20 protein-coding genes are annotated in these 20760 nt (G+C 32.6%); all 20 read left to right on the top strand.

Annotated elements, in window-relative coordinates; translation table 11 throughout:
* Nucleotides 1-222: 222 nt before the first annotated feature.
* The gene (gene murB / locus HZI73_RS23225) at nucleotides 223-1134 is read left to right on the top strand and encodes a UDP-N-acetylmuramate dehydrogenase (protein ID WP_212695720.1); all 912 of its coding nucleotides are present in this window, start codon (nucleotides 223-225) and stop codon (nucleotides 1132-1134) included.
* A gap of 39 nt (nucleotides 1135-1173) precedes the next feature.
* Entirely contained in the window at nucleotides 1174-2043 is an 870-nt protein-coding gene (gene rapZ / locus HZI73_RS23220) for an RNase adapter RapZ (protein WP_212695719.1), read from the top strand.
* Nucleotides 2044-2103: 60 nt separating this feature from the next.
* Complete coding sequence (locus HZI73_RS23215; RefSeq protein ID WP_212695718.1) at nucleotides 2104-3072, top strand: gluconeogenesis factor YvcK family protein; 969 nt, start codon at nucleotides 2104-2106, stop codon at nucleotides 3070-3072.
* Between the two features lie 44 nt (nucleotides 3073-3116).
* Nucleotides 3117-4088: a DNA-binding protein WhiA gene (gene whiA, locus HZI73_RS23210; protein WP_212695717.1), complete on the top strand. Its 972-nt coding sequence runs from the start codon at nucleotides 3117-3119 to the stop codon at nucleotides 4086-4088.
* On the top strand, nucleotides 4078-4335 hold the full coding sequence (locus HZI73_RS23205; protein WP_212695716.1) for an HPr family phosphocarrier protein: 258 nt from the start codon (nucleotides 4078-4080) through the stop codon (nucleotides 4333-4335). Before whiA ends, HZI73_RS23205 begins: the two co-directional genes overlap by 11 nt.
* A 315-nt stretch (nucleotides 4336-4650) precedes the next feature.
* Nucleotides 4651-5211 (top strand): winged helix-turn-helix transcriptional regulator, encoded by a 561-nt coding sequence (locus HZI73_RS23200; protein WP_212695715.1) that lies wholly within the window; start codon nucleotides 4651-4653, stop codon nucleotides 5209-5211.
* Between the two features lie 141 nt (nucleotides 5212-5352).
* Nucleotides 5353-6033: a PIG-L deacetylase family protein gene (locus tag HZI73_RS23195; protein WP_212695714.1), complete on the top strand. Its 681-nt coding sequence runs from the start codon at nucleotides 5353-5355 to the stop codon at nucleotides 6031-6033.
* A 41-nt stretch (nucleotides 6034-6074) separates the two neighbouring features.
* On the top strand, nucleotides 6075-6896 hold the full coding sequence (locus HZI73_RS23190) for a formyltransferase family protein (protein ID WP_212695713.1): 822 nt from the start codon (nucleotides 6075-6077) through the stop codon (nucleotides 6894-6896).
* 2 nt (nucleotides 6897-6898) lie between these two features.
* Nucleotides 6899-7477, top strand: coding sequence for a sugar transferase (locus HZI73_RS23185; RefSeq protein ID WP_212695712.1), 579 nt, complete (start codon nucleotides 6899-6901; stop codon nucleotides 7475-7477).
* A gap of 350 nt (nucleotides 7478-7827) precedes the next feature.
* Complete coding sequence (locus tag HZI73_RS23180) at nucleotides 7828-8763, top strand: glycosyltransferase family 2 protein (protein ID WP_212695711.1); 936 nt, start codon at nucleotides 7828-7830, stop codon at nucleotides 8761-8763.
* Nucleotides 8764-8783: 20 nt separating this feature from the next.
* A complete protein-coding gene (locus HZI73_RS23175; protein WP_212695710.1) occupies nucleotides 8784-9950 on the top strand; it encodes a nucleotide sugar dehydrogenase in 1167 nt (388 codons plus the stop codon).
* A gap of 15 nt (nucleotides 9951-9965) precedes the next feature.
* Nucleotides 9966-10946 (top strand): NAD-dependent 4,6-dehydratase LegB, encoded by a 981-nt coding sequence (locus tag HZI73_RS23170; RefSeq protein WP_212695709.1) that lies wholly within the window; start codon nucleotides 9966-9968, stop codon nucleotides 10944-10946.
* Nucleotides 10947-10961: 15 nt separating this feature from the next.
* On the top strand, nucleotides 10962-12134 hold the full coding sequence (locus tag HZI73_RS23165; RefSeq protein WP_212695708.1) for a LegC family aminotransferase: 1173 nt from the start codon (nucleotides 10962-10964) through the stop codon (nucleotides 12132-12134).
* A gap of 25 nt (nucleotides 12135-12159) precedes the next feature.
* Nucleotides 12160-13206, top strand: coding sequence for a sugar phosphate nucleotidyltransferase (locus HZI73_RS23160; RefSeq protein ID WP_212695707.1), 1047 nt, complete (start codon nucleotides 12160-12162; stop codon nucleotides 13204-13206).
* Entirely contained in the window at nucleotides 13196-13861 is a 666-nt protein-coding gene (locus HZI73_RS23155) for an acetyltransferase (protein ID WP_330619633.1), read from the top strand. The genes HZI73_RS23160 and HZI73_RS23155 overlap by 11 nt, the downstream gene beginning before the upstream one ends.
* A complete protein-coding gene (locus HZI73_RS23150) occupies nucleotides 13858-15768 on the top strand; it encodes an N-acetylneuraminate synthase family protein (protein ID WP_212695706.1) in 1911 nt (636 codons plus the stop codon). The genes HZI73_RS23155 and HZI73_RS23150 overlap by 4 nt, the downstream gene beginning before the upstream one ends.
* On the top strand, nucleotides 15765-16814 hold the full coding sequence (locus HZI73_RS23145; RefSeq protein WP_212695705.1) for an N-acetylneuraminate synthase family protein: 1050 nt from the start codon (nucleotides 15765-15767) through the stop codon (nucleotides 16812-16814). Before HZI73_RS23150 ends, HZI73_RS23145 begins: the two co-directional genes overlap by 4 nt.
* Nucleotides 16811-17605: a cytidylyltransferase domain-containing protein gene (locus HZI73_RS23140; protein ID WP_212695704.1), complete on the top strand. Its 795-nt coding sequence runs from the start codon at nucleotides 16811-16813 to the stop codon at nucleotides 17603-17605. Before HZI73_RS23145 ends, HZI73_RS23140 begins: the two co-directional genes overlap by 4 nt.
* A gap of 368 nt (nucleotides 17606-17973) precedes the next feature.
* The gene (locus HZI73_RS23135; protein ID WP_212695703.1) at nucleotides 17974-19347 is read left to right on the top strand and encodes a hypothetical protein; all 1374 of its coding nucleotides are present in this window, start codon (nucleotides 17974-17976) and stop codon (nucleotides 19345-19347) included.
* Nucleotides 19348-19390: 43 nt separating this feature from the next.
* Complete coding sequence (locus tag HZI73_RS23130; RefSeq protein ID WP_212695702.1) at nucleotides 19391-20752, top strand: O-antigen polymerase; 1362 nt, start codon at nucleotides 19391-19393, stop codon at nucleotides 20750-20752.
* The last annotated feature ends 8 nt before the right edge of the window (nucleotides 20753-20760 follow it).

Here is a 20760-nt window from a genome sequence, read left to right as displayed (position 1 = left end):
TAATGGCCAACATCTATTTTATCATATTTCCATTTCCTTTAATAGATTTTATTTTAATGAAATAAATTCAAGTCTCATAGCACTTAAAAATATGCTATAATAAGATATCTATGTTTACGTATCATGACACAAAATAATTTGAAACAATCCTAAGAAATAAGCATGTTCTAAGTCCATATTTGATATACTAGAATGATAGGATAGAAACGAAAGGACAGATTTATGAATATAGAATTAATGGTCCGTGCATTAGCTGAAGGTATTAACCAAGACAACATACGTGTTAAGGAAGCCATGGATAAGCACACCACATTTAAAGTTGGGGGCCACTCGGATATTTTTATATGCCCAGACAGCATCCAGGAATTAGCCCATGCCATCAAAACCTGTAAGGCTCATGAGGCACCTTATTATATATTAGGCAATGGCAGTAATGTGTTAGTTAAAGATAAAGGCTATCGAGGCGTCGTGATTCAAGTGTACAAAACCCTTGATCAGGTCACCATAGAAGGTGATACGGTTACAGCAGGTGCAGGGGTTTTATTATCTAAATTAGCGAAAATCATTGCAGAAGCATCCCTAGAAGGCTTTGAGTTTGCTTCCGGTATACCAGGCACATTAGGTGGTGCTGTCTATATGAATGCAGGGGCTTATGGGGGCGAGATATCCCAAGTACTCCTATCAGCAGATGTGATGGATGAAGAGGGGCGAGTTTTCACCCTAACCAAGGAAGAACTTAAACTGGGTTATCGAACCAGTATCATCCAAGATACCCATTATATTATACTAAGTGCTGTGTTAAAATGTAAAAAAGGTCATCAAGAGGAAATCTATGCAAAAATGCATGACCTGAACACACGACGTAAAACAAAGCAGCCTTTAGAGTATGCCAGTGCAGGCAGTACATTCAAACGACCAGAAGGTTACTATGCAGGAAAGCTCATCATGGATTGTGGCCTGAGAGGTTTTCAAATAGGGGATGCCATGGTATCCGATAAACACTGTGGGTTCATTGTGAACTGCGGGTGTGCATCAGCTGATGACATTATTCAACTGATTCAACATGTACAAACCACCGTGGCAGATAAGTACCAAGTACAATTAGAGACAGAAGTAAGAATTATCGGCGAATAAGCCTTAGACATAAAATCGTAACTTGAAAGGATGAAGCACATGCAATTTGTTATTGTAACGGGTATGTCAGGTGCAGGGAAGAGTATAACACTAAAGATGTTAGAGGATATCGGCTTTTTCTGTGTTGATAATCTACCACCAGTATTGATTAATAAGTTTGCTCAGATTTGTTTTAGCCCAGAATCAGGTATTAATAAGGTAGCCCTTGGTATTGATATAAGAGGTGGGCATCTATTTACCGAATTGCTTACCGAAACCCAGAAATTAGAAAAAGAAGGCTATGAACTGGAAGTTCTCTTTTTAGATGCTAACGATCAAACATTGGTGAAACGCTTCAAAGAAACAAGGCGAAAACACCCCCTTGTAAAAGAAGGACGTATCCAAGATGGTATTGACAAAGAAAGAGAAATGCTCAGTGAAGCGAAACAAAGAGCTAACTATATCATTGATACCAGTAATCTGCTAACCAGAGAGTTGAAAGTTGAAATTGGCAAAATCTTCTTAGAAGGGCATGATTACAAGAATCTAATAATTACCATCCTATCTTTTGGCTTTAAATACGGTATGCCCGTTGACGCAGACCTTGTGTTTGACGTGCGTTTTATACCGAATCCTTATTATATACCAGAGCTCCGAGAGAAAACAGGTAATGACGAAGACATTAAAAATTATGTGATGAAGTGGGATGTGGCCAATAAATTCATTGATAAACTGGATGATATGGTTAATTTCCTAATACCCAATTATATTAATGAAGGTAAGAACCAATTAGTCATTGCCATTGGCTGTACAGGCGGTAAACATCGTTCCGTTACCTTAGCCAACGAACTCTATAAACGTTTAGCACATCATAACTACAGTGTGAATTGCTATCATCGCGATATTGAAAAAGACGCAAAGCATAAGTAGATATGCCCGTACAACACCACATAATAAAAGGGGAACAATTGCATCAAGGAGTGAGTGTAAATGTATGACAAAATAGATAAGAAAATCGTAGCACTAGGTGGCGGCACAGGCCTATCCACCATGTTAAGGGGATTAAAAAAATACACAGAAGAACTATCAGCAGTGGTCACAGTAGCAGATAATGGAGGCAGTTCAGGCATACTCAGACGGGAACTGGATATGTTACCACCAGGTGATATAAGAAACTGTATTCTTGCCCTTGCAGAAACAGAACCCATCATGGAAAAAGTTTTTCAATATCGGTTCACAGAAGGCAGTCTGAATGGACAGAATCTAGGCAATCTTTTTCTAGCAGCTCTCAACGGTATCTTTGGCAGCTTTGAACAAGCTATTGAAAAAACCAGTGAAGTTCTGGCTGTGACAGGAACGGTACTTCCGGTGACCATTGAAAATGTCCAGCTATGTGCCATGTACGACGATCATTCCATTGTGGAAGGTGAGAGTGAGATTGTTCAAGTCTGTAAGCTGGATCGAAAACACATTAAGCATGTTTGGTTAGAACCCAAAGACCCGAAACCACATGATAAGGTCCTTGAGGCCATTGCAGAGACAGAAGTCATCGTCCTTGGACCAGGCAGCCTCTATACCAGTATCTTACCAAATCTACTGGTCAATGGTATATCCGATGCCATTGCTGGGTCTAAGGCAAAAGTGATCTATGTGAGTAACATCATGACCCAACCAGGTGAGACGGACTATTATTCCCTAGAGGATCACATTAAGGTTATTGAAAAATATCTAGGAAAAGGTATAATAGATTATGTTATCGTCAACAACCAAGGGATTCCAAAAGACATACTGGAGTTATACGTGGAAGATGATGCCATCCCTGTTACATATCATAAAGATAAATTACAAGAAAGTGGAATTCAAGTATTAGAAGCGCCATTATTGAAGATACTAAAAGGGACCACATTAATACGACATAACCCGGATCGGTTGGCAGAAGTTATTATTTCCATTGTCTGACCATACAAGCGCTACCAAGAATAAGAAATAAAGGATGTGATCATATGTCTTTTTCTTCAGAAGTGAAAGAGGAGTTATCAAGGCATATTGGTAGTGGTAGACATTGTAGAATTGCAGAGATAGCAGCCATCATTAATATATGCGGTAAAATCAAGGTGATGAATAACAAAGAGATTACCGTCAAGGTACAGACTGAAAATGCAGCCGTTGCAAGAAAATACTTTACATTATTGAAAAAAACATTTAATATTAATGTTGAAGTATTAATTAGGAAAAACACGCAGTTAAAAAAGAGTCGCATATATGTCATGTATATAACCCATACAGACCTGGCTATGAAGGTTTTAAAAGCCATAGGCATTGCATCATTTGGCGAAGATGGAAGACTTCATATTGTCCATCATATTAACCCCTTAATCGTGCAAAGTACCTGCTGTAAACGAGCTTATATACGGGGAGCATTTTTAGGAAGTGCTTCTTTAAGTGATCCTGAGAAGACATATCATCTTGAATTTGTCAGTCAGCATAAAAACCAAAGTGATGAGTTGCGTCAATTAATCAATTCTTTTGGTATGGATGCCAAGACCATCATGCGTAAAAAATATTATATTACTTATCTTAAGGAAGGTTCTCAAATCGTTGATTTGCTTAACATTATGGAAGCACATGTTGCCCTCATGAACTTGGAGAATGTGAGGATCCTGAAAGAAATGCGCAACAATGTGAACAGAATCGTTAATTGTGAGACTGCTAATTTGAAGAAAACCGTATCTGCTGCTGTTAGACAAGTAGAAGATATTCAATATATAGAACATACCGTAGGTCTTCACACATTACCAGAACCTCTAGAAGAAATGGCACGTATCCGACTGGAATACACGTCGGCTACATTAAAAGAACTTGGTATTTTACTTGATCCACCAGTTGGAAAATCTGGTGTAAATCACCGGTTGCGTAAGATAAGTCATATTGCAGAAAAAATAAGAGACAAAAGGGAGGATTATCATGACAGATAAAAAAATAACCGTTAAAATTGCTTCAGGGTTAGAGGCAAGACCCGTTGCTTTATTTGTACAAGTAGCAAGTCAGTTTGAAAGTAATATTTATGTTGAAATGCAAGACAAGAAGGTGAATGCCAAAAGCATCATGGGTATGATGTCTTTAGGTGTATTAGAAGGCGAAGATATTACGATTTCGGCAGATGGGTCGGATGAGGAAAAGGCGATTATGGAACTTGAAAAGTACTTGAGTGAAGAGAAATAGATAGAGCATTGTATAGAAGGGACTATCGGATGTTTGTTGAGAGATAGTCATGATAGTGAAATGATGAGTGAACTGCTGGAAATTTTTAGGAATGGATGGCGGTTCATTTTTGATGGGGATTAAAAGTCAGAAGTTAAAATGTAGATATTTCAATGAATATAGTGTCTATGTCAAATTTGATATAATAGGTTTATATAAGAATTTTTAATTGACAAATGCTTTAAAAAGGGGTAATATGTTTTTGCGTTCATTTTACGAACCGTTTAAAATAATATTACATAGTAGATAGTTTATGTTATAAAAGGGGAGATATTTGTGCCACAAAGTGTATATTCGGATAACGAATTTTTTATCATGTCAGAAATCGCAGATAATGAAAGTATCAGTCAGCGTGAACTCTCCCGTAAATTAGGACTGTCTTTAGGAAGTATTAATGTCTTAATTAATAAAATGATTAGAGAAGGCTTAATTAAGATGGAACAAGTGTCTCAAAAGCAAGTGTTTTATATGTTGACGCCAGTTGGAATTATGGAAAAGGCTAATAAAACGGTTAGATATCTTAAAGTACACTACAGAGCTATTTATGAGACAAAAGAGAAGGTAAAATCGGTATTAAGTGAGTTGAGCTTAAAATATGATGATATTTTTATTTTAAAGTCTGATGATGAAATGGGGGAAGTGATTGGGGTTGCAGTCACTGAATTTCTATCAGAAAATAAGTCTGTAAAAGTTAATATAATAGGTAAAAATAGTAAATTTAGTGTGAAGAAGATTAGGAATGCAGTATTATTATATGTTGGTGAAGATCAGGAGTTAATGGGGGATTATTTGAAAATAAATAATGTAAAGATGATAAATTTATTAGAAAGATTGTAGAATAGATAGAGTAAGATTTTATTTGAAATAAGAACGATGTGATTATCCAACTAAATACATAAATTAAGAAATCAAGGTGTTCATAAAAGGAGCGATTGTATTTATATAGGAAATTACATTACATGAAGCGAGGTATGAAAGATGAATTACTTAGTAGTAATAGCACATCCAGATGATGAAGTTTTAGGCGCAGGAGCCACTATGTATAAGTTAGCACAGGAAGGTCATACGGTAAATGTATGTATTATGTCTGGAGAAGTAAATGCTAGAAATCATAGACCAACGACAGAAGAGCTTCAAGAGGATGTTAATGGCTCATTAAGCATACTAGGCGTTAATAGAGTCATTAAAGGCGAATTCCCAAATATCGAATTCAATACAGTACCTCATCTCAAATTGGTTCAATTCATAGAAAAGGCAATCGAGGAAACTGGATCACAAGTTGTATTTACACATCATCCAGCTGATTTAAATAATGATCACTTACATACGTCTCTTGCATGCCAAGCTGCAGTGAGACTTTTTCAACGAAGACCAGAAGTTAGTCCCTTAAAGGAATTACTCTTCATGGAAGTACCTTCTGCAACTGAATGGGCACTAAATAAATCTTTGAATCAGTTTAATCCAAATACATTTATCGAGATTGCAGAGGAAGCTGTAGATAAGAAGATAGAAGCTCTCTCTAAGTACAGAGGAGTAATGAGACCGTATCCACATCCTAGAAGTAATGAAGCCTTAAAAGGTCTTGCAGCTTATAGAGGTGGACAAGCTGGTATGGTTTATGCTGAAAGCTTTGAAAGTGCGTTTAGAAGAGGGTTTTAATTTCTAGTAAAATTAACATCAATTGGAGAGGAATTGAAATTATGAAGAAGAAAATTGCATTCACAACTTGTGTTCAATTGGGGCTAAGTTGTATTGAAGAAATATACAAAATTGGTGGTAAACTAGATCTTCTCATCACATTAAAAGATGAAAAGGCTAAGAATAAATCAGGAAGAATTTATCTTGATGAAGTAGCAGAAAGAGAGAATGCTCCTCTGCTTAAAATCAATAACATCAACGATCCAAAGGTAATTGAAGCTTTAAAGGAACATGAAATTGATTGGCTTTTCATTATTGGTTGGTCACAGATTGCAAAGAAAGAAGTGATTGAAACACCAATTAATGGATGTATTGGAATGCATCCAACGCTTCTACCGGTAGGTAGAGGTAGGGCAGCTATTCCTTGGGCTATTATCAAAGGAAAAGATAAGACTGGGGTTACAATGTTTAAGCTTGATGAAGGTGTAGATACTGGTGACATTATTGGTCAGGATGTTATTAAGATTAATGAAAATACTACAGCAACAGACCTTTATAAAAAGGTTGATGAGATGCATGTAGAGTTGATTGCAAAATACTGGGATGACATTGTAAATGATAGGGTGGTATTGAAGAAACAAGATGAATCTAAAGCGACTGAGTGGTCAGGTAGGAAACCCGATGATGGTGAGCTATTAAGTTCAATGAAAATGGATGAAGCAGATAAACTGGTTAGAGCAGTTACACATCCTTATCCAGGAGCTTTTTATAAAGATAGAGATAAAGTAATAAGGATTTGGTCAGCTAAGGTTGACCCAGATGAAGGAGAAATAAAACTAAGCGATGGGTACTTAACACCAATCGATTATGAAAATGAGGGGTAGAGATGCAGAAAGCAATTAAAAGATTAATAGATATCATTCTTTCATTAATAGTATTAGTAGTATTATTACCTATGTGGGTTACAGTTGCCATTTTAATTAAAGCCACTTCAGAAGGACCTATTTTCTTTTTGCAAGATAGACCTGGTCAATACAAGAAGATCTTTAAAGTCTATAAATTTAGAACCATGAAACCTGGATCTGAGAAGATGATTAAAAGGCAAGAAGTTATGAAAGATGATGATAGAGTAACTTGCATTGGTAAGCTTTTAAGAAGGACAAAGATAGATGAGATTCCACAGGTACTAAACGTTCTAAAGGGTGAAATGAGCCTTGTTGGTCCAAGACCTGAGAGGATTGCTTCTCTCGAAGAGTACAATGACGAGATTTCAAAGAGGCTTAATATGAAGCCTGGTATGACTGGGCTGGCTCAGGTGAGCGGAAATATTCATTTGGACCTACAGGATAGATATAAGCATGACGTTTATTATGTGGAACATTACAGTTTATGGCTTGATATCAAGATTATCTTTAGAACCGTTGGTGTTGTGCTATTTGGGGAAGAAAAATATATAGACAAGTGAAGTGTTTGATTGACCTATATTAGAGTAAAAGAGGTGTCTTAAATATAAAAAGAATATTGATTACAGGAGGAAGTTATATAAAAACTTCATTTGATAATTGAGTTAGCCAGTGGTCTGAGAAGTATAAGGGTAGACAACCATTGATATGATAGGAAGTCATTCATAATTAGAAGCTGAAAGTATGCTAAGTGACTTAGCGAATGATACTTTTAAGGTTTATTTGAAAAGTTTGGTAAAGTGTTTGGATCATTTACTTATGACATTAAGATGTCAGGTGGTCATAGGATAGAATATGATTATGAGACTTGTTCGTTTGAAGAATATATTGAGCGGACAGAGAGGTGGAGTTTATGAATATTGATAATAGTAGCTATAAAGTAAGTGTAATTGTTCCTACTTATAAAAGGAGTCAATTTCTCGAAAGAGCTATAGAATCCATTCTTAATCAGAGTCACACAAATATTGAAGTTATAGTAGTAGATGATAATGACCCTAGTTCGGATTCTAGAAAAGCAACTGAAGAAAAGATGCAAAAGTATGAAGCTAATAAAAAAATTGTTTATATCAAGAATTATAAAAATATGGGTGGTGCATTAGCTAGAAATGAAGGTGTTTTCAAGGCGACAGGGGATTTTATTACTTTTTTAGATGATGATGACATATATTTGTCAGACAAAATTCAACTACAACTTGAGTTTATGATTAAAGATAATTACGATTTAACATTTACAGATGTTCGTTTCCACAATACTAAAGGTAAGCTGATTGATTATAGAGAGCATAAGTATATTAAGCACTTATCTAATGTAGAATTGCTGAAGCAACATATTATGCATCATCTTACTCCTACAGCTACATACATGTTCAAAAGACAAAGTATTCTGAATATTGGTGGTTTTGATGATGTTCAAGTGGGACAAGAATTTATGTTAATGTTAAAGGCTATTGAAAACAATATAAAAATAGGTTATTTACCTGTTGCTAGAGTTATTCAGTATATTCATGGTGGTGAAAGAATTTCTGTAGGACAAATTAAATTGGATAAAGAAGTTGAACTTTTTCAATTTAAACAGAAATATTTTCCTAAACTTTCTTCAAAACAAAAACGATATGTAAAATTTAGACATCACGCAGTTATGGCAGTTGTAGGTAAAAGAAGTGGAAATAATAGGATTGCTCTAAGTAATTTATTTTTAGCAATTTGCACATCTCCATCATACAGTATGAAAGAACTTTCTGCTCACGTTGTGAAATTAATAAAGAATCGACGTCTTGAGAGATATTAATTTAATTAGAGGTGGATATAATGAAGATTACTATAGCAGGTACAGGATATGTAGGTTTATCAAATGCTGTTCTTTTGGCTCAAAATAATGAAATTATAGCACTTGATATAATTCAAGATAAGGTTGATTTGATTAACGCTAAGAAATCTCCAATCATTGATACTGATATTGAAGAATATTTAGATACTAAAGATTTGAATTTGCTAGCTACGACTGATAATTATATTGCATTTAAAGATGCAGAGTATGTTATAATTTCAACACCGACAAATTATGATCCAGAGAAGAATTATTTCAATACAAGAACAGTTGAGGCGGTAATAGCAAGTGTACTTTCGATTAATCCAGATGCTGTGATGGTTATTAAATCTACGGTACCTGTTGGATATACAGAAAGAGTAAAAGAAATGTTTGATACTGAAAACATTATGTTTTCGCCCGAGTTTTTGAGAGAAGGAAAAGCCTTATATGACAACCTTTACCCTTCAAGAATTGTAGTGGGTGAACAATCTGAAAGGGCAAAAGTGTTCGCTGAGCTTTTAGCCCAAGGTGCAATCAAGAAAGATATTCCAATCCTCTACACAGAAGCAACAGAAGCAGAAGCTATTAAACTTTTTGCAAATACATATCTTGCAATGAGGGTGGCTTTCTTTAATGAGCTAGATTCTTACGCAGAAGTTAGAGGTCTTAATACGCAACAGATTATTATGGGGGCTGGCCTTGACCCACGTATAGGAAATCACTACAATAACCCTTCATTTGGTTATGGAGGTTATTGCTTACCAAAGGATACAAAGCAATTATTGGCAAATTATCAAGATGTACCTCAAAATATTATGTCAGCAATCGTAGACGCAAATAGAACGAGAAAAGATCATATTGCTGATATGATTATTAAGAGAAATCCAAAGATAGTTGGTATTTACAGGTTAACTATGAAGATGGATTCTGACAACTTCCGTCAATCTGCAATACAGGGAGTTATGAAACGTATAAAGGCTAAAGGCATTGAAGTAGTTGTATATGAGCCAGCTCTGAAAGAGGATGATTTCTATCATTCAAGAGTCATTAAAGATTTTGAAAAGTTTAAAATGATTGCAGACGTTATTGTTGCGAACAGATTATCAGATGAGATTAATGATGTGGAGGAAAAGGTATATACAAGAGATTTATTTAGTAGAGATTAGAAAGGAAATGTTTATATGAAAAAAATCTTAATTACTGGTGCAGACGGGTTTATTGGAAGTCACTTAACAGAAGAGTTAGTCAAGCAAGGTCATAAGGTGAAAGCTTTTGCATATTATAACTCATTTAATTCTTGGGGGTGGTTGGATACACTTCCTAAAGACATAATGAAAGATGTAGAAGTATTTACTGGGGATGTAAGAGATTCAAATGGGGTCAGAGAATCAATGAAGGGCGTGGACGAGGTGTTTCATCTTGCTGCATTGATTGCTATCCCATTTAGCTATCATTCGCCAGATACTTATGTAGACACAAATATTAAGGGTACACTTAATGTACTGCAAGCAGCAAGAGACCTAAATACTTCAAGACTATTGATAACATCAACATCAGAAGTATATGGAACTGCTCAATATGTTCCTATTGATGAAAAGCATCCATACCAAGGACAATCCCCTTATTCTGCAACAAAAATTGGTGCAGATCGTTTAGCGGAGTCCTTCTATCGTAGCTTTAATATGCCAATTACAATCGTTCGTCCATTTAACACATATGGACCAAGACAATCAGCAAGAGCTGTAATTCCAACAATTATTACACAGCTTCTAGCAGGGAAACAAGAAATCGAACTTGGCTCATTGACACCAACCAGAGATTTTAACTATATAAAGGATACAGCGAATGGGTTTATTGAAATTGCAAAGTCAAACAAAACAATAGGTGAAGAAATTAATATTGCTACTCAACAAGAGATATCTATTGGTCAGCTTGCTGAAGAATTGATAAGACAGATTAATCCAAATGCTAAGATTTTTTTTGATGAGCAGAGATTAAGACCTGAAAAGAGTGAAGTAAATAGACTTTTAGGATCCAACGAGAAAATCATGAGACTGACCAATTGGAAGCCTAATTATACCTTTGAAGAGGGCTTGGCAGAAACCATAGAATTCTTCAAGTATAATTTAAATCAGTATAAGACAGATATATACAATATTTAATTTGGAGGTGCCAAGATGAGTCAAAAATTCATACCTCTATCCGTCCCCAACTTAAAAGGAAAAGAGCTAGAGTATGTAACGCATGCAGTTGAGACAGAGTGGGTATCAACAGGCGGTCCATATGTAAATGATTTTGAAATAAAAGTAAAAGAGTATGCTAAGTGCAAAGGTGCTGTTTCCTGTCAAAATGGGACATCAGGACTTCATATCGCACTTAAAGTTTGTGGGGTTACAAAAGCTGATGAAGTCATTGTCCCAACATTAACGTTTATCGCTGCAGTAAATCCAGTTAAGTATATTGGCGCAGAACCAATTTTTATGGACTGCGATGATTCGCTTACTATGGATGAAGATAAATTAGAAGAATTTTGTGTAAATGAATGCACATTTATCAATGGCAAACTCATTAATAATTCAAGTAAAAAGCATATCAAGGCATTAATTGTTGTTCATGTTTTTGGAAACATGGCTGATATGGAAGGTATTATTGATGTTGCTAATAAGTACAATTTGAGAGTAATCGAAGACGCAACAGAAGCGATTGGTACTTATTATATTGAAGGGAAATATAAAGGTAAGCACGCTGGGACTATCGGAGACATAGGTGTCTATTCATTTAATGGAAATAAAATTATGACCACCGGTGGTGGAGGGATGATTGTATCAGATAATGAAGAAATTCTGAGGAGAGCGAAGCATCTTATTACTCAAGCTAAAAGTGATGAGCTTTACTATACTCATGACGAAATTGGTTATAACTACCGCATGACGAACCTTCAGGCAGCCTTAGGACTTGGACAACTGGAGCAATTAGAAGATTTTATCGAGAATAAAAAGAATAATTATGATTTCTATAGGGATGGAATCCAAAAGATACCTGGATTGAGAATTTTAGATTTCAAGGATAGTATTCGTCCTAACTATTGGTTTTATGCATTATATGTAGACCAAGGATACGCATTAAATAGAGACCAAATTATCAAATATCTAGCTTCTAAGAAGATCCAGACAAGACCAATATGGGGATTGATCAGTGATCAAAAACCATACGAAGGAAGTCAAACCTATAAGATTAATAAAGCTAAACAGTATTTGGACAAGGTAATAAATATCCCATGTAGCTCTAATCTTTCTGGAGAAGATGTTGGATATGTTATTGAGTGTTTAAAACAACCAGAGGTGGTGTAATTCATCTCTAGGGTGAGGTGCTAAAATGAAAATAAATAGTTTTTTAATAGATGAAGAAGCTTCAATGAGAGAAGCTATGGAACAGCTGGATAGAGTTTCTAAAAAAGTGTTGTTTGTAACAAGAAATGATAAGTTTATTGCTGCCATTTCAAATGGCGATATTAGACGTTGGATTCTAAAAAAAGGGAATATCGATGCTTTAGTGAAAGATATTGCTAATTATAATCCGAAGTATCTAATGGAATCTGAAAAAAGCAATGCGAATGAATATATGAAAGAGAACTTCATAGAAGGACTTCCAGTATTAGATAGTAATATGGATATCGTTTCCGTTGTATTATGGAATGAAGAAGAATTTGGTGTAGAAAAGAATCTAGAGGTGCCCGTAGTTGTTATGGCTGGGGGATTAGGGACGAGACTATATCCTTATACGAAAATTCTTCCTAAGCCTTTGATACCAATAGGTGAGATTCCAATTGTAGAACATATCATCAATAGGTTTCATAAGTTGGGAGCAAAAGAATTTCATTTAATAGTAAATCATAAAAAAAATATGATTAAAGCATATTTCAACGAAATAGACAAAGAGTATTCTATCAACTATGCTGATGAGGAAGAACCATTAGGAACAGGTGGAGGTCTTAGTTTGCTAAAAGGTAAGATTAATTCGACTTTTATCTTGTCAAATTGCGATATATTAATAGAAGAAGATTATGAAAAAATTTATAAATTTCATATTGAAAATAAGAATCTTATAACTATGGTGTGTTCTCTAAAAAACATAAGAATACCTTATGGGGTAATAGAGATTGGTGAAAACGGAGAGATTGAATCTATGAAAGAAAAACCAGAGTTTTCATTTTTAACAAATACGGGAATGTATATTGTTGAACCTAAGATAATTCAAGATCTTGAAGAAAACAAGAAAGTGGGGTTTCCTGACATCATTGAAAAGTACAAAGCTGAAGGGGAAAGAATTGGTGTTTTTCCAATTGGAGAAAATAGTTGGCTGGATATGGGCCAATTAGATGAAATGGAAGAGATGAGAAGAAGGTTAGAACATGATGAATAATAGAATTCTTTTAATAGGTGGTGGAGGTCACTGTAAATCGGTTCTAGATTCATTAATTACATCATTTAATTTTACTGATATTGCAATTATTGATACTAAAGAAAATTTAGGTAAAGAAATATTGAATAGAAAAATAATCGGTACGGATGATGATTTAGAAAAATTGTTTAATTACGGCTATAAGAACGCATTTATTACAGTTGGCAGTATAGGAGATACTCGACTAAGGAGAAAATTATTTGAAATGCTTAAGAAGATTGGATTTAATATTCCAAGTATTATTGATTCATCTGCAATAGTTAGCGAGAATGCAAAATTAGATAGAGGTATTTTTATAGGTAAGAATGCAGTTATAAATATTGGTTCTGTAATTGGTGAAGGAGCAATTATTAATACGGGCACAATTATTGAACATGATTGTATTGTGGGTGAATTTGCCCATATTGCACCTGGGACAGTTCTTTGTGGAGATGTTGTTATCGAAGAGAACGTCCATATCGGAGCGAGAGCTGTTATTAAACAGCAGATTAGAATAGGAAATGATTCAATTATTGGAATGGGAAGTGTTGTTCTTAATGATATTCCACCAAATTCAATAGCATATGGGAATCCATGCACTATTAACTGGAATAAAGCGAAGAGGAAAGAAACATGAGAGTAGCCTTTGGTACGGTGGTTTATAAAGCTGCATACAAATTTCATAGAGACTTTATTGATATGCTTAATAAGCAAGATTCTATAGAGTTTGACGTCATTCTTCTTAACGATGATTTGAATGATGATGAGTATGACAATTTAACTCAAGCCATAAATCGAAATGTAATTAGAGCAATGAATGATCAAGAGTGTTCAATTCCTGAAAATAGAATAAAACTTATAGAAAGAGCCAAAAAAGATAAATACGATTTGCTTATTTTGGGGGATTTTGATGATACTATGTCAGAAAACAGAATTGGTATGATAGTATCTAATTTTGATGATGATTACAGTTTTTTTTATAATGAACTGTACTACTTGAATAAAGACAAAAAATTCTTTCATTATTTACCCCCAACAATTGAATATATACGTCCGATTTGTGAATGTAATTTTCTTGGACTAAGTAATACAGCTCTTAATTTAAATAAGATTGATTGTGCTTTGTTAAAAACACTATATAATAAACAGACGACAACTTTTGACTGGATGATTTATTCTCTTTTATTATTGCAGGGACACAAGGGAAAAAAAGTAGATACATGTAAAACTTACTACCGTATATACTGTCAAAACACTGCAGGTGAAGTTGATATTAGCCTAGGAGGGTTGAAGAAGGAAATTAAAATAAAAATTGATCACTATTCTAAACTAATTGATATTGATTCGGAATATATTGATTTATTGGAGTTTTATAGTATGCTTAATAATTTATTTGATGAGTATTCTAGCAAACTATTAGAAAAATTGGCAATTAACAATTGTTACTGGTGGGGAAGACTAAGCACAGATTATTTTTTTAAGGAGAGAAAGCAAATGAGAATTAATAACAAAGAAATTAAGAATTATGGAAAGCCATATATCATTGCTGAGATCGGAGCAAATCATAATGGAAACATGGAGTTAGCAAAAAAAATGATTGATTCAGCTGTTAAATGTGGGGTAGATGCGGTTAAATTTCAGTCTTGGACTAATAAGTCATTGATTGCACAAGAGGAGTATGATAAAAATCAAAAATATGATGATTCTCCTAAGAAGCATTTCGGATCGCTAAAAGAGATGGTAGACAAGTACTATTTAAGAGAAGACCATCACTACCTGTTAAAAGAGTATTGCAATCAAAAAGGAGTGGACTTCTGTTCAACTCCATTTTCTGAACAAGAAGTAGATTTATTAAATGATCTAGACGTCCCTTTTTTCAAGGTAGCTTCTATGGATATTAATAATCTTAGATTACTAAAACATATAGCTAAAAAAGGAAAAACTGTTGTGTTATCTACGGGGATGGCAACATTGTCTGAAATTGAAACAGCAGTAAAAACAATTGAAGAAATGGGAAACTACCAAATCATAATTCTTCATTGCATATCAATTTATCCACCAGATGCAAAGGATATTCACTTAAACAATATAGTAATGCTCCAAAAACTATTCCCTAATTATCCAATTGGATTCTCTGACCATACAATTGGGGTGTCTGTACCAGTAGCAGCCATAGCGTTAGGAGCTTCAGTAATAGAAAAACACTTCACAACTGATAAAGATTTACCAGGATGGGATCACGAGGTTTCTGCTGATCCTGAAGAGATGAAATTTATTGTAGAACAAAGCCATATTATAAATGAAGCGTTAGGGAATTTTGAAAGAATAGTTTCAGTTGCTGAACAGAATAAGAAAAAGAAATTTAGAAGGAGCATTGTATTAACACGAGATATAAAAGGGGGCGAAGTACTAACAGAAAAGGATATTACATTTAAAAGACCTGGTACACATATTAGACCTGATGAAGAAAAATATGTTATTGGAAGAAAATTAAATCGTAATATGAAGGAAGATGAGATTTTGGACTGGGGTGATTTAGCTTGAATAATAAAGAAATGTTGATTAGAAATTCTAAAGAACCTTTAATTATTGCTGAAACAGCATTTAGCCATGAAGGGTCTGTAGACTATTTAAAAGAGATGATTACTAATCTGAGAAACCAGAAAAATATTGCAATAAAATTTCAGGTTTTAATTAATAAAGATGATTTCTTAACCGATTCTAATGCAATATATTCGGAAATTGATAAGTGGATGTTGAGTGAAGAACAGTGGTCTGAAACTATTGAGTTTGCATATACGAATAGCGTGAATGTAATTCTAGCCGTGCTAGATAGAACAGCAATTGAAATTGCAAAGAAGAATAAAGATAAGATATCAGCGGTTGAGATTCATCCAAGTTGTATTCCAGATAATAGGTTATTATCTGAAGCAATACAGTTTTGCAATTTGGAAGATATTCCATTAATTATTGGAGTAAGCGGTTTTGAAATCAAGGAAATGGATTATCTAATGGAAAATTATATGAACAACTTTGATAAAGATAGATTGATTTTAATGTATGGATTTCAAAACTATCCAACAAGATTAAGTGCTGTAAATTTAAAAAGAATGAGAATATATGAAAAGAAATATGGCGTTAAAGTAGCATATGCAGACCATACAGAATTTGATAACGAAATCAAAGATCATTTAGTTTCTATGATTTATGGCATGGGTGTTAATATTTTTGAACTTCATTATGTCTTGGAATTTGGAATAGATAGAATAGATTATATAACTGCATATGATGCAAGTAGAATTATTTCACTTCATGATAAGTTAGAATTACTTTTTACTGCTTTAGGAAAAGAAGAAGAAGGTATGAGTGACTCTGAGATAGAATATTCTGTTAAATTTAGAAAGATACCAGTATATTATAGAGATTATTGTGAAGGGCATACACTTAAAGCAAATGATATTAGCTTTAAAAGATCAACTATAAAGAGTGATTATACAATCTATGAAAGTGATAAATTGATTGGTAAAACAATCAATAAACCAGTTAAAAAAGATCAACCTATATTAAAAGAGGAGTTTAGATTGATATGAAAACTATAGCATGTATAATAGCTAGAACCAATTCTACTCGTTTACCCCAAAAAGTATTATTAGAGGTAAATGGTAGAAGAGTTATTGAACATATTATTAATAGAATAAAAGAAGTAAAAAATATTGATGAGATTTATATTGCAACTTCTACCCATCCGGATGATAAAATTTTAGGTCAAATAGCTTATCAAAATAATATTAAAATTCATTATGGAAGTGAAACATCAGTTATTGATAGAATGCTAGAAATTGGAGAAAAAGAAAATGCTAAGAATCTAATAAGAATTACTGGTGATAATATCTTTACAGACCCACAAATACTAGAGATGACTCTAACTGCGCATAAAGAATCAAAAGCTGAGTACTCACGTGCAGAGAAACTTCCGATTGGAACAACTGCAGAAGTTATTGATGTTAATGCACTTAAACGCTGTTATTGCTCTATTGATCCAGAAAAGAGTGAATACTTATTCTATTACATTTTTGATCCAACAAAATACAAAACGCTTGTAATGTTGCCTAAAGACAATAGTCTCATCAAGGAATACGCAAGCTTAACAGTAGATACTCCAAGCGATATGGAAAGAACTAAGTATATTTTTAATAATATTGATTCAAAAATAATCTTATACAGAGATATTGTAAAATTAAGCCATGATAATAAAATACCATTTTATGAAATTGATAAGGATACAATAATCAAATTACCTGACAACGGTAGCATTAGATATGGCGATTTCAGGAACTTGCTTGATAAGAGGATTCATGAGAGTATACATAGATATTATTAAAAGGAGCACATTAAACTATAATAGTAGATAACATTAAAGGTATTGATTTTGCAATTAAGAGTATTTTAGTATTTACTAAGTATAAACTTTGATAATCTAAGTGAGGGGCGAATTCAAATTGGTGGACAAGATTTATATGTAATTGTATTAGAATATCTGCCCAAATTAGAAGATGTTATTTACTGGCTCTTAAAGAATAATGTTAATATTAAATATAATCTTAAAGGCGAAAAAATAATTGGTTATGCTAATATTATAGTTCTCTTCCAACAGATATTCGTAGACTAGGTATTATTTCTATCAAACATTCTACAGTAAAGAAAATTGTAGTAAAGATGAAAATTTGATGCTTAGAAAGGGCGTTGATTTTGAGAGAAATAGAGAAAATAATTGAAATTGAAGATAGATACAACTTATTCGAAAAGAGTATTTTAGGAGTTTTTTTTTGGAAGTTAATTCGATTAGAAGTATATGAACGTATTATGTTTAACAAAGGATATCACAAAAAAGCTCAGAACAATACGAATACTAGATTCTTTAATATCCTTTCTGAAATGCCTAATATTTTAATAAATACTTTTATTAGATCATGGTCATTAGATTTTTCACAAAAGGATGTTCTAGTTTTTAGACATCCCAGAAAAGTAATGGTAAATAATGACTACATCGATATTTACACAAAATATTTAGAAGATGAAATGAAACTTTCAAGCATTGATTATGGAAGTATTGATTTTCCAAATAATCTAATTCATAGAACAAAATATGATGGTTCGGTTAAAAATATTGAAAGTATCTCTCTGGGTATGGATTATTTATACGGTCTATTACAGAGAAAAATAATTCTAAAACATAGAATCTCTAAAGAAGATTATGAACTTATCAATGATCTTAATGAAATAATAAATAGTAGTTTCAAAGTTAATATTAATTTATCTGAAATAGTAATTAGAGCTATAGCAAAATTTAATTATAGAAAGAAATTTTATACTAGAATTCTAAAAAGGAAAAAACCAAATAGAATTTATTTAGTGGTACATTATTCAAGACATGAATTAATTGCTGCAGCTCATGAATTGGGAATAAAATCCATTGAAATTCAACATGGAATAATAACTCCCTTTCATTTAGGATATTCTTATGGAGCAAACACGAATATACCATATTTTCCTGATTCTATGATTCTATATGGTAGTATATGGAATAATATGGTAAATATACCAATATTAAATTATAATCTGATTTTAAGAAAATTTGATTATCTATATGAACAAAAGAATAGATTAGCATCTATTCAGAAGGAAAATGCAATCACAATAGTTTCTCAAGGTACTGTTGGTGAAAACTTATTTTCATTTGCTACTGATTTAGCTTGTAAATTAGAAAATCACACCATTTATTATAAGTTGCATCCAGGTGAATTTCTTACATGGAAAAGTAAAGTCAATGAAATTGAATTACCTCAAAATATTAAACTAATTTTTGATGAAGAAACAATATTAAGCTTATTTTCCAAGTCAAATTATATTGTAGGTGTATATTCTACTGCTGTTTATGAAGCGTTATTTTTTGAATGTAATATTATTGTATTAAAATTACCAGGCTATGAATACATGAACTACTTGTTAGAAAATAAATATGCAAAACTTGTAGAAACGGTAGAGGATACTGTGGCATATATAAAGTTAAATAATTCAATTAGAAATAATATAAATTACAATATAATTTTTGGAAGTGAATGAGAAAGATTGTTAAACTTCATTGATATAGAACGGAGCAAAAAAAATGTCAAATAAAAATAAAATATACAATTATATGTTTATCTTTTCTAGTTCCATGTTGACCCTACTATCAATTCTAATTGGGAGTCCTCTTATATCAAGCTTAATTTATTTATTTAATTTTTCATTATCTTTTATAATTATATATAAAATCAAAAAAATATATATTCTATCTTTATCGTCTTTGTTTTTCATCTTTTTTAATGTTTATACATTGATCCCTGTTTTAAATTATCTTATATTAGGAGAAGGTATAAGCTTTGGAGTTGTTCAAACTTTTTTCGCTGATCCAGAGCATATCCATTTTGTAAATTTTACAAACTTAACTATGGTTGGGAGCCTAGCATTCGCATTTATAATAAATAAAAGAAACGAAAGAAACTATAAAAGATGGAGTATACCTCTTAGTATTGCTAGTATTTTTGTTATTGTCTCGATTGTGATGTATTTTCTAGCTATGTATCTAAATGGGGCAATTGAATATGTACTATTAAACAGAGGATTTCTTTACCAAGAAATGAAAGGTGAAGTTTATATAAAATATTTAATGTATGTTGGCATTTATTATTTTATGAAAGAAATTAATTTTAACCGTAAAGTTATATCGGTCATTACAATAGTATCTTTGTTAATTTATATAGCATTTTTATTATTGGTTGGATTTAGAGGACAAGTATTAATTTTAATCATAATTATGCTATCAGGTTTTTATAGCAAGAGACCAATAAAAATAAATTATAAGCATATAACAATAATATTAGTTATGTTGATATTGTTTATTTTCTCTTCAGTTTATAGGAGTCTTCCAGATAAAGATTTTTCAAGAGTCGTTGAAGTATTAAAGAACAATCCTTTATTTTTTAATTTAGGGTCAATTGAATATGGAGCAAGTTATATGAATTATACAGTAGCAAGTAACAATGATTTTACTTATGATTATCCCTTACAGAGTTATTTTGTTGAATTGAAAAATGGAGTCATATCATATATAGATCCATCATTAAAGGAGAAGAATCCTATTCTAATATATAGAGACCTTTTTTTCATGGATAGATATTTAAGTTCAGGTAATTATGGAGGAACTGGTTATTCATTAATATTGGACTCTGTTCTAAATCTAAGTAAGTATTTGTTTTGGCTAAGTTTTATAGCTGTTGGAATATTTACAAGCTATATTGATAATAAGATTAATAAACATGGTAAAATATTTGAAGTTTATTATATATTATTAATTCCATATTTTATACAAATAGGGAGATCGGGATTACCAATCGCGATTTATATTACAAAATTTATCCATACAATAATATTATTTATTTTATTAACTCTATTACTGAATAAAAATAGTTTGAGGAGAAAATGTTAATTGGAGGA

Source organism: Vallitalea pronyensis (assembly GCF_018141445.1).
Lineage (GTDB): Bacteria > Bacillota > Clostridia > Lachnospirales > Vallitaleaceae > Vallitalea > Vallitalea pronyensis.
The sequence above is the reverse complement of the archived record's forward strand: the minus strand, read 5'-3'. Positions and strand labels throughout refer to the sequence as shown.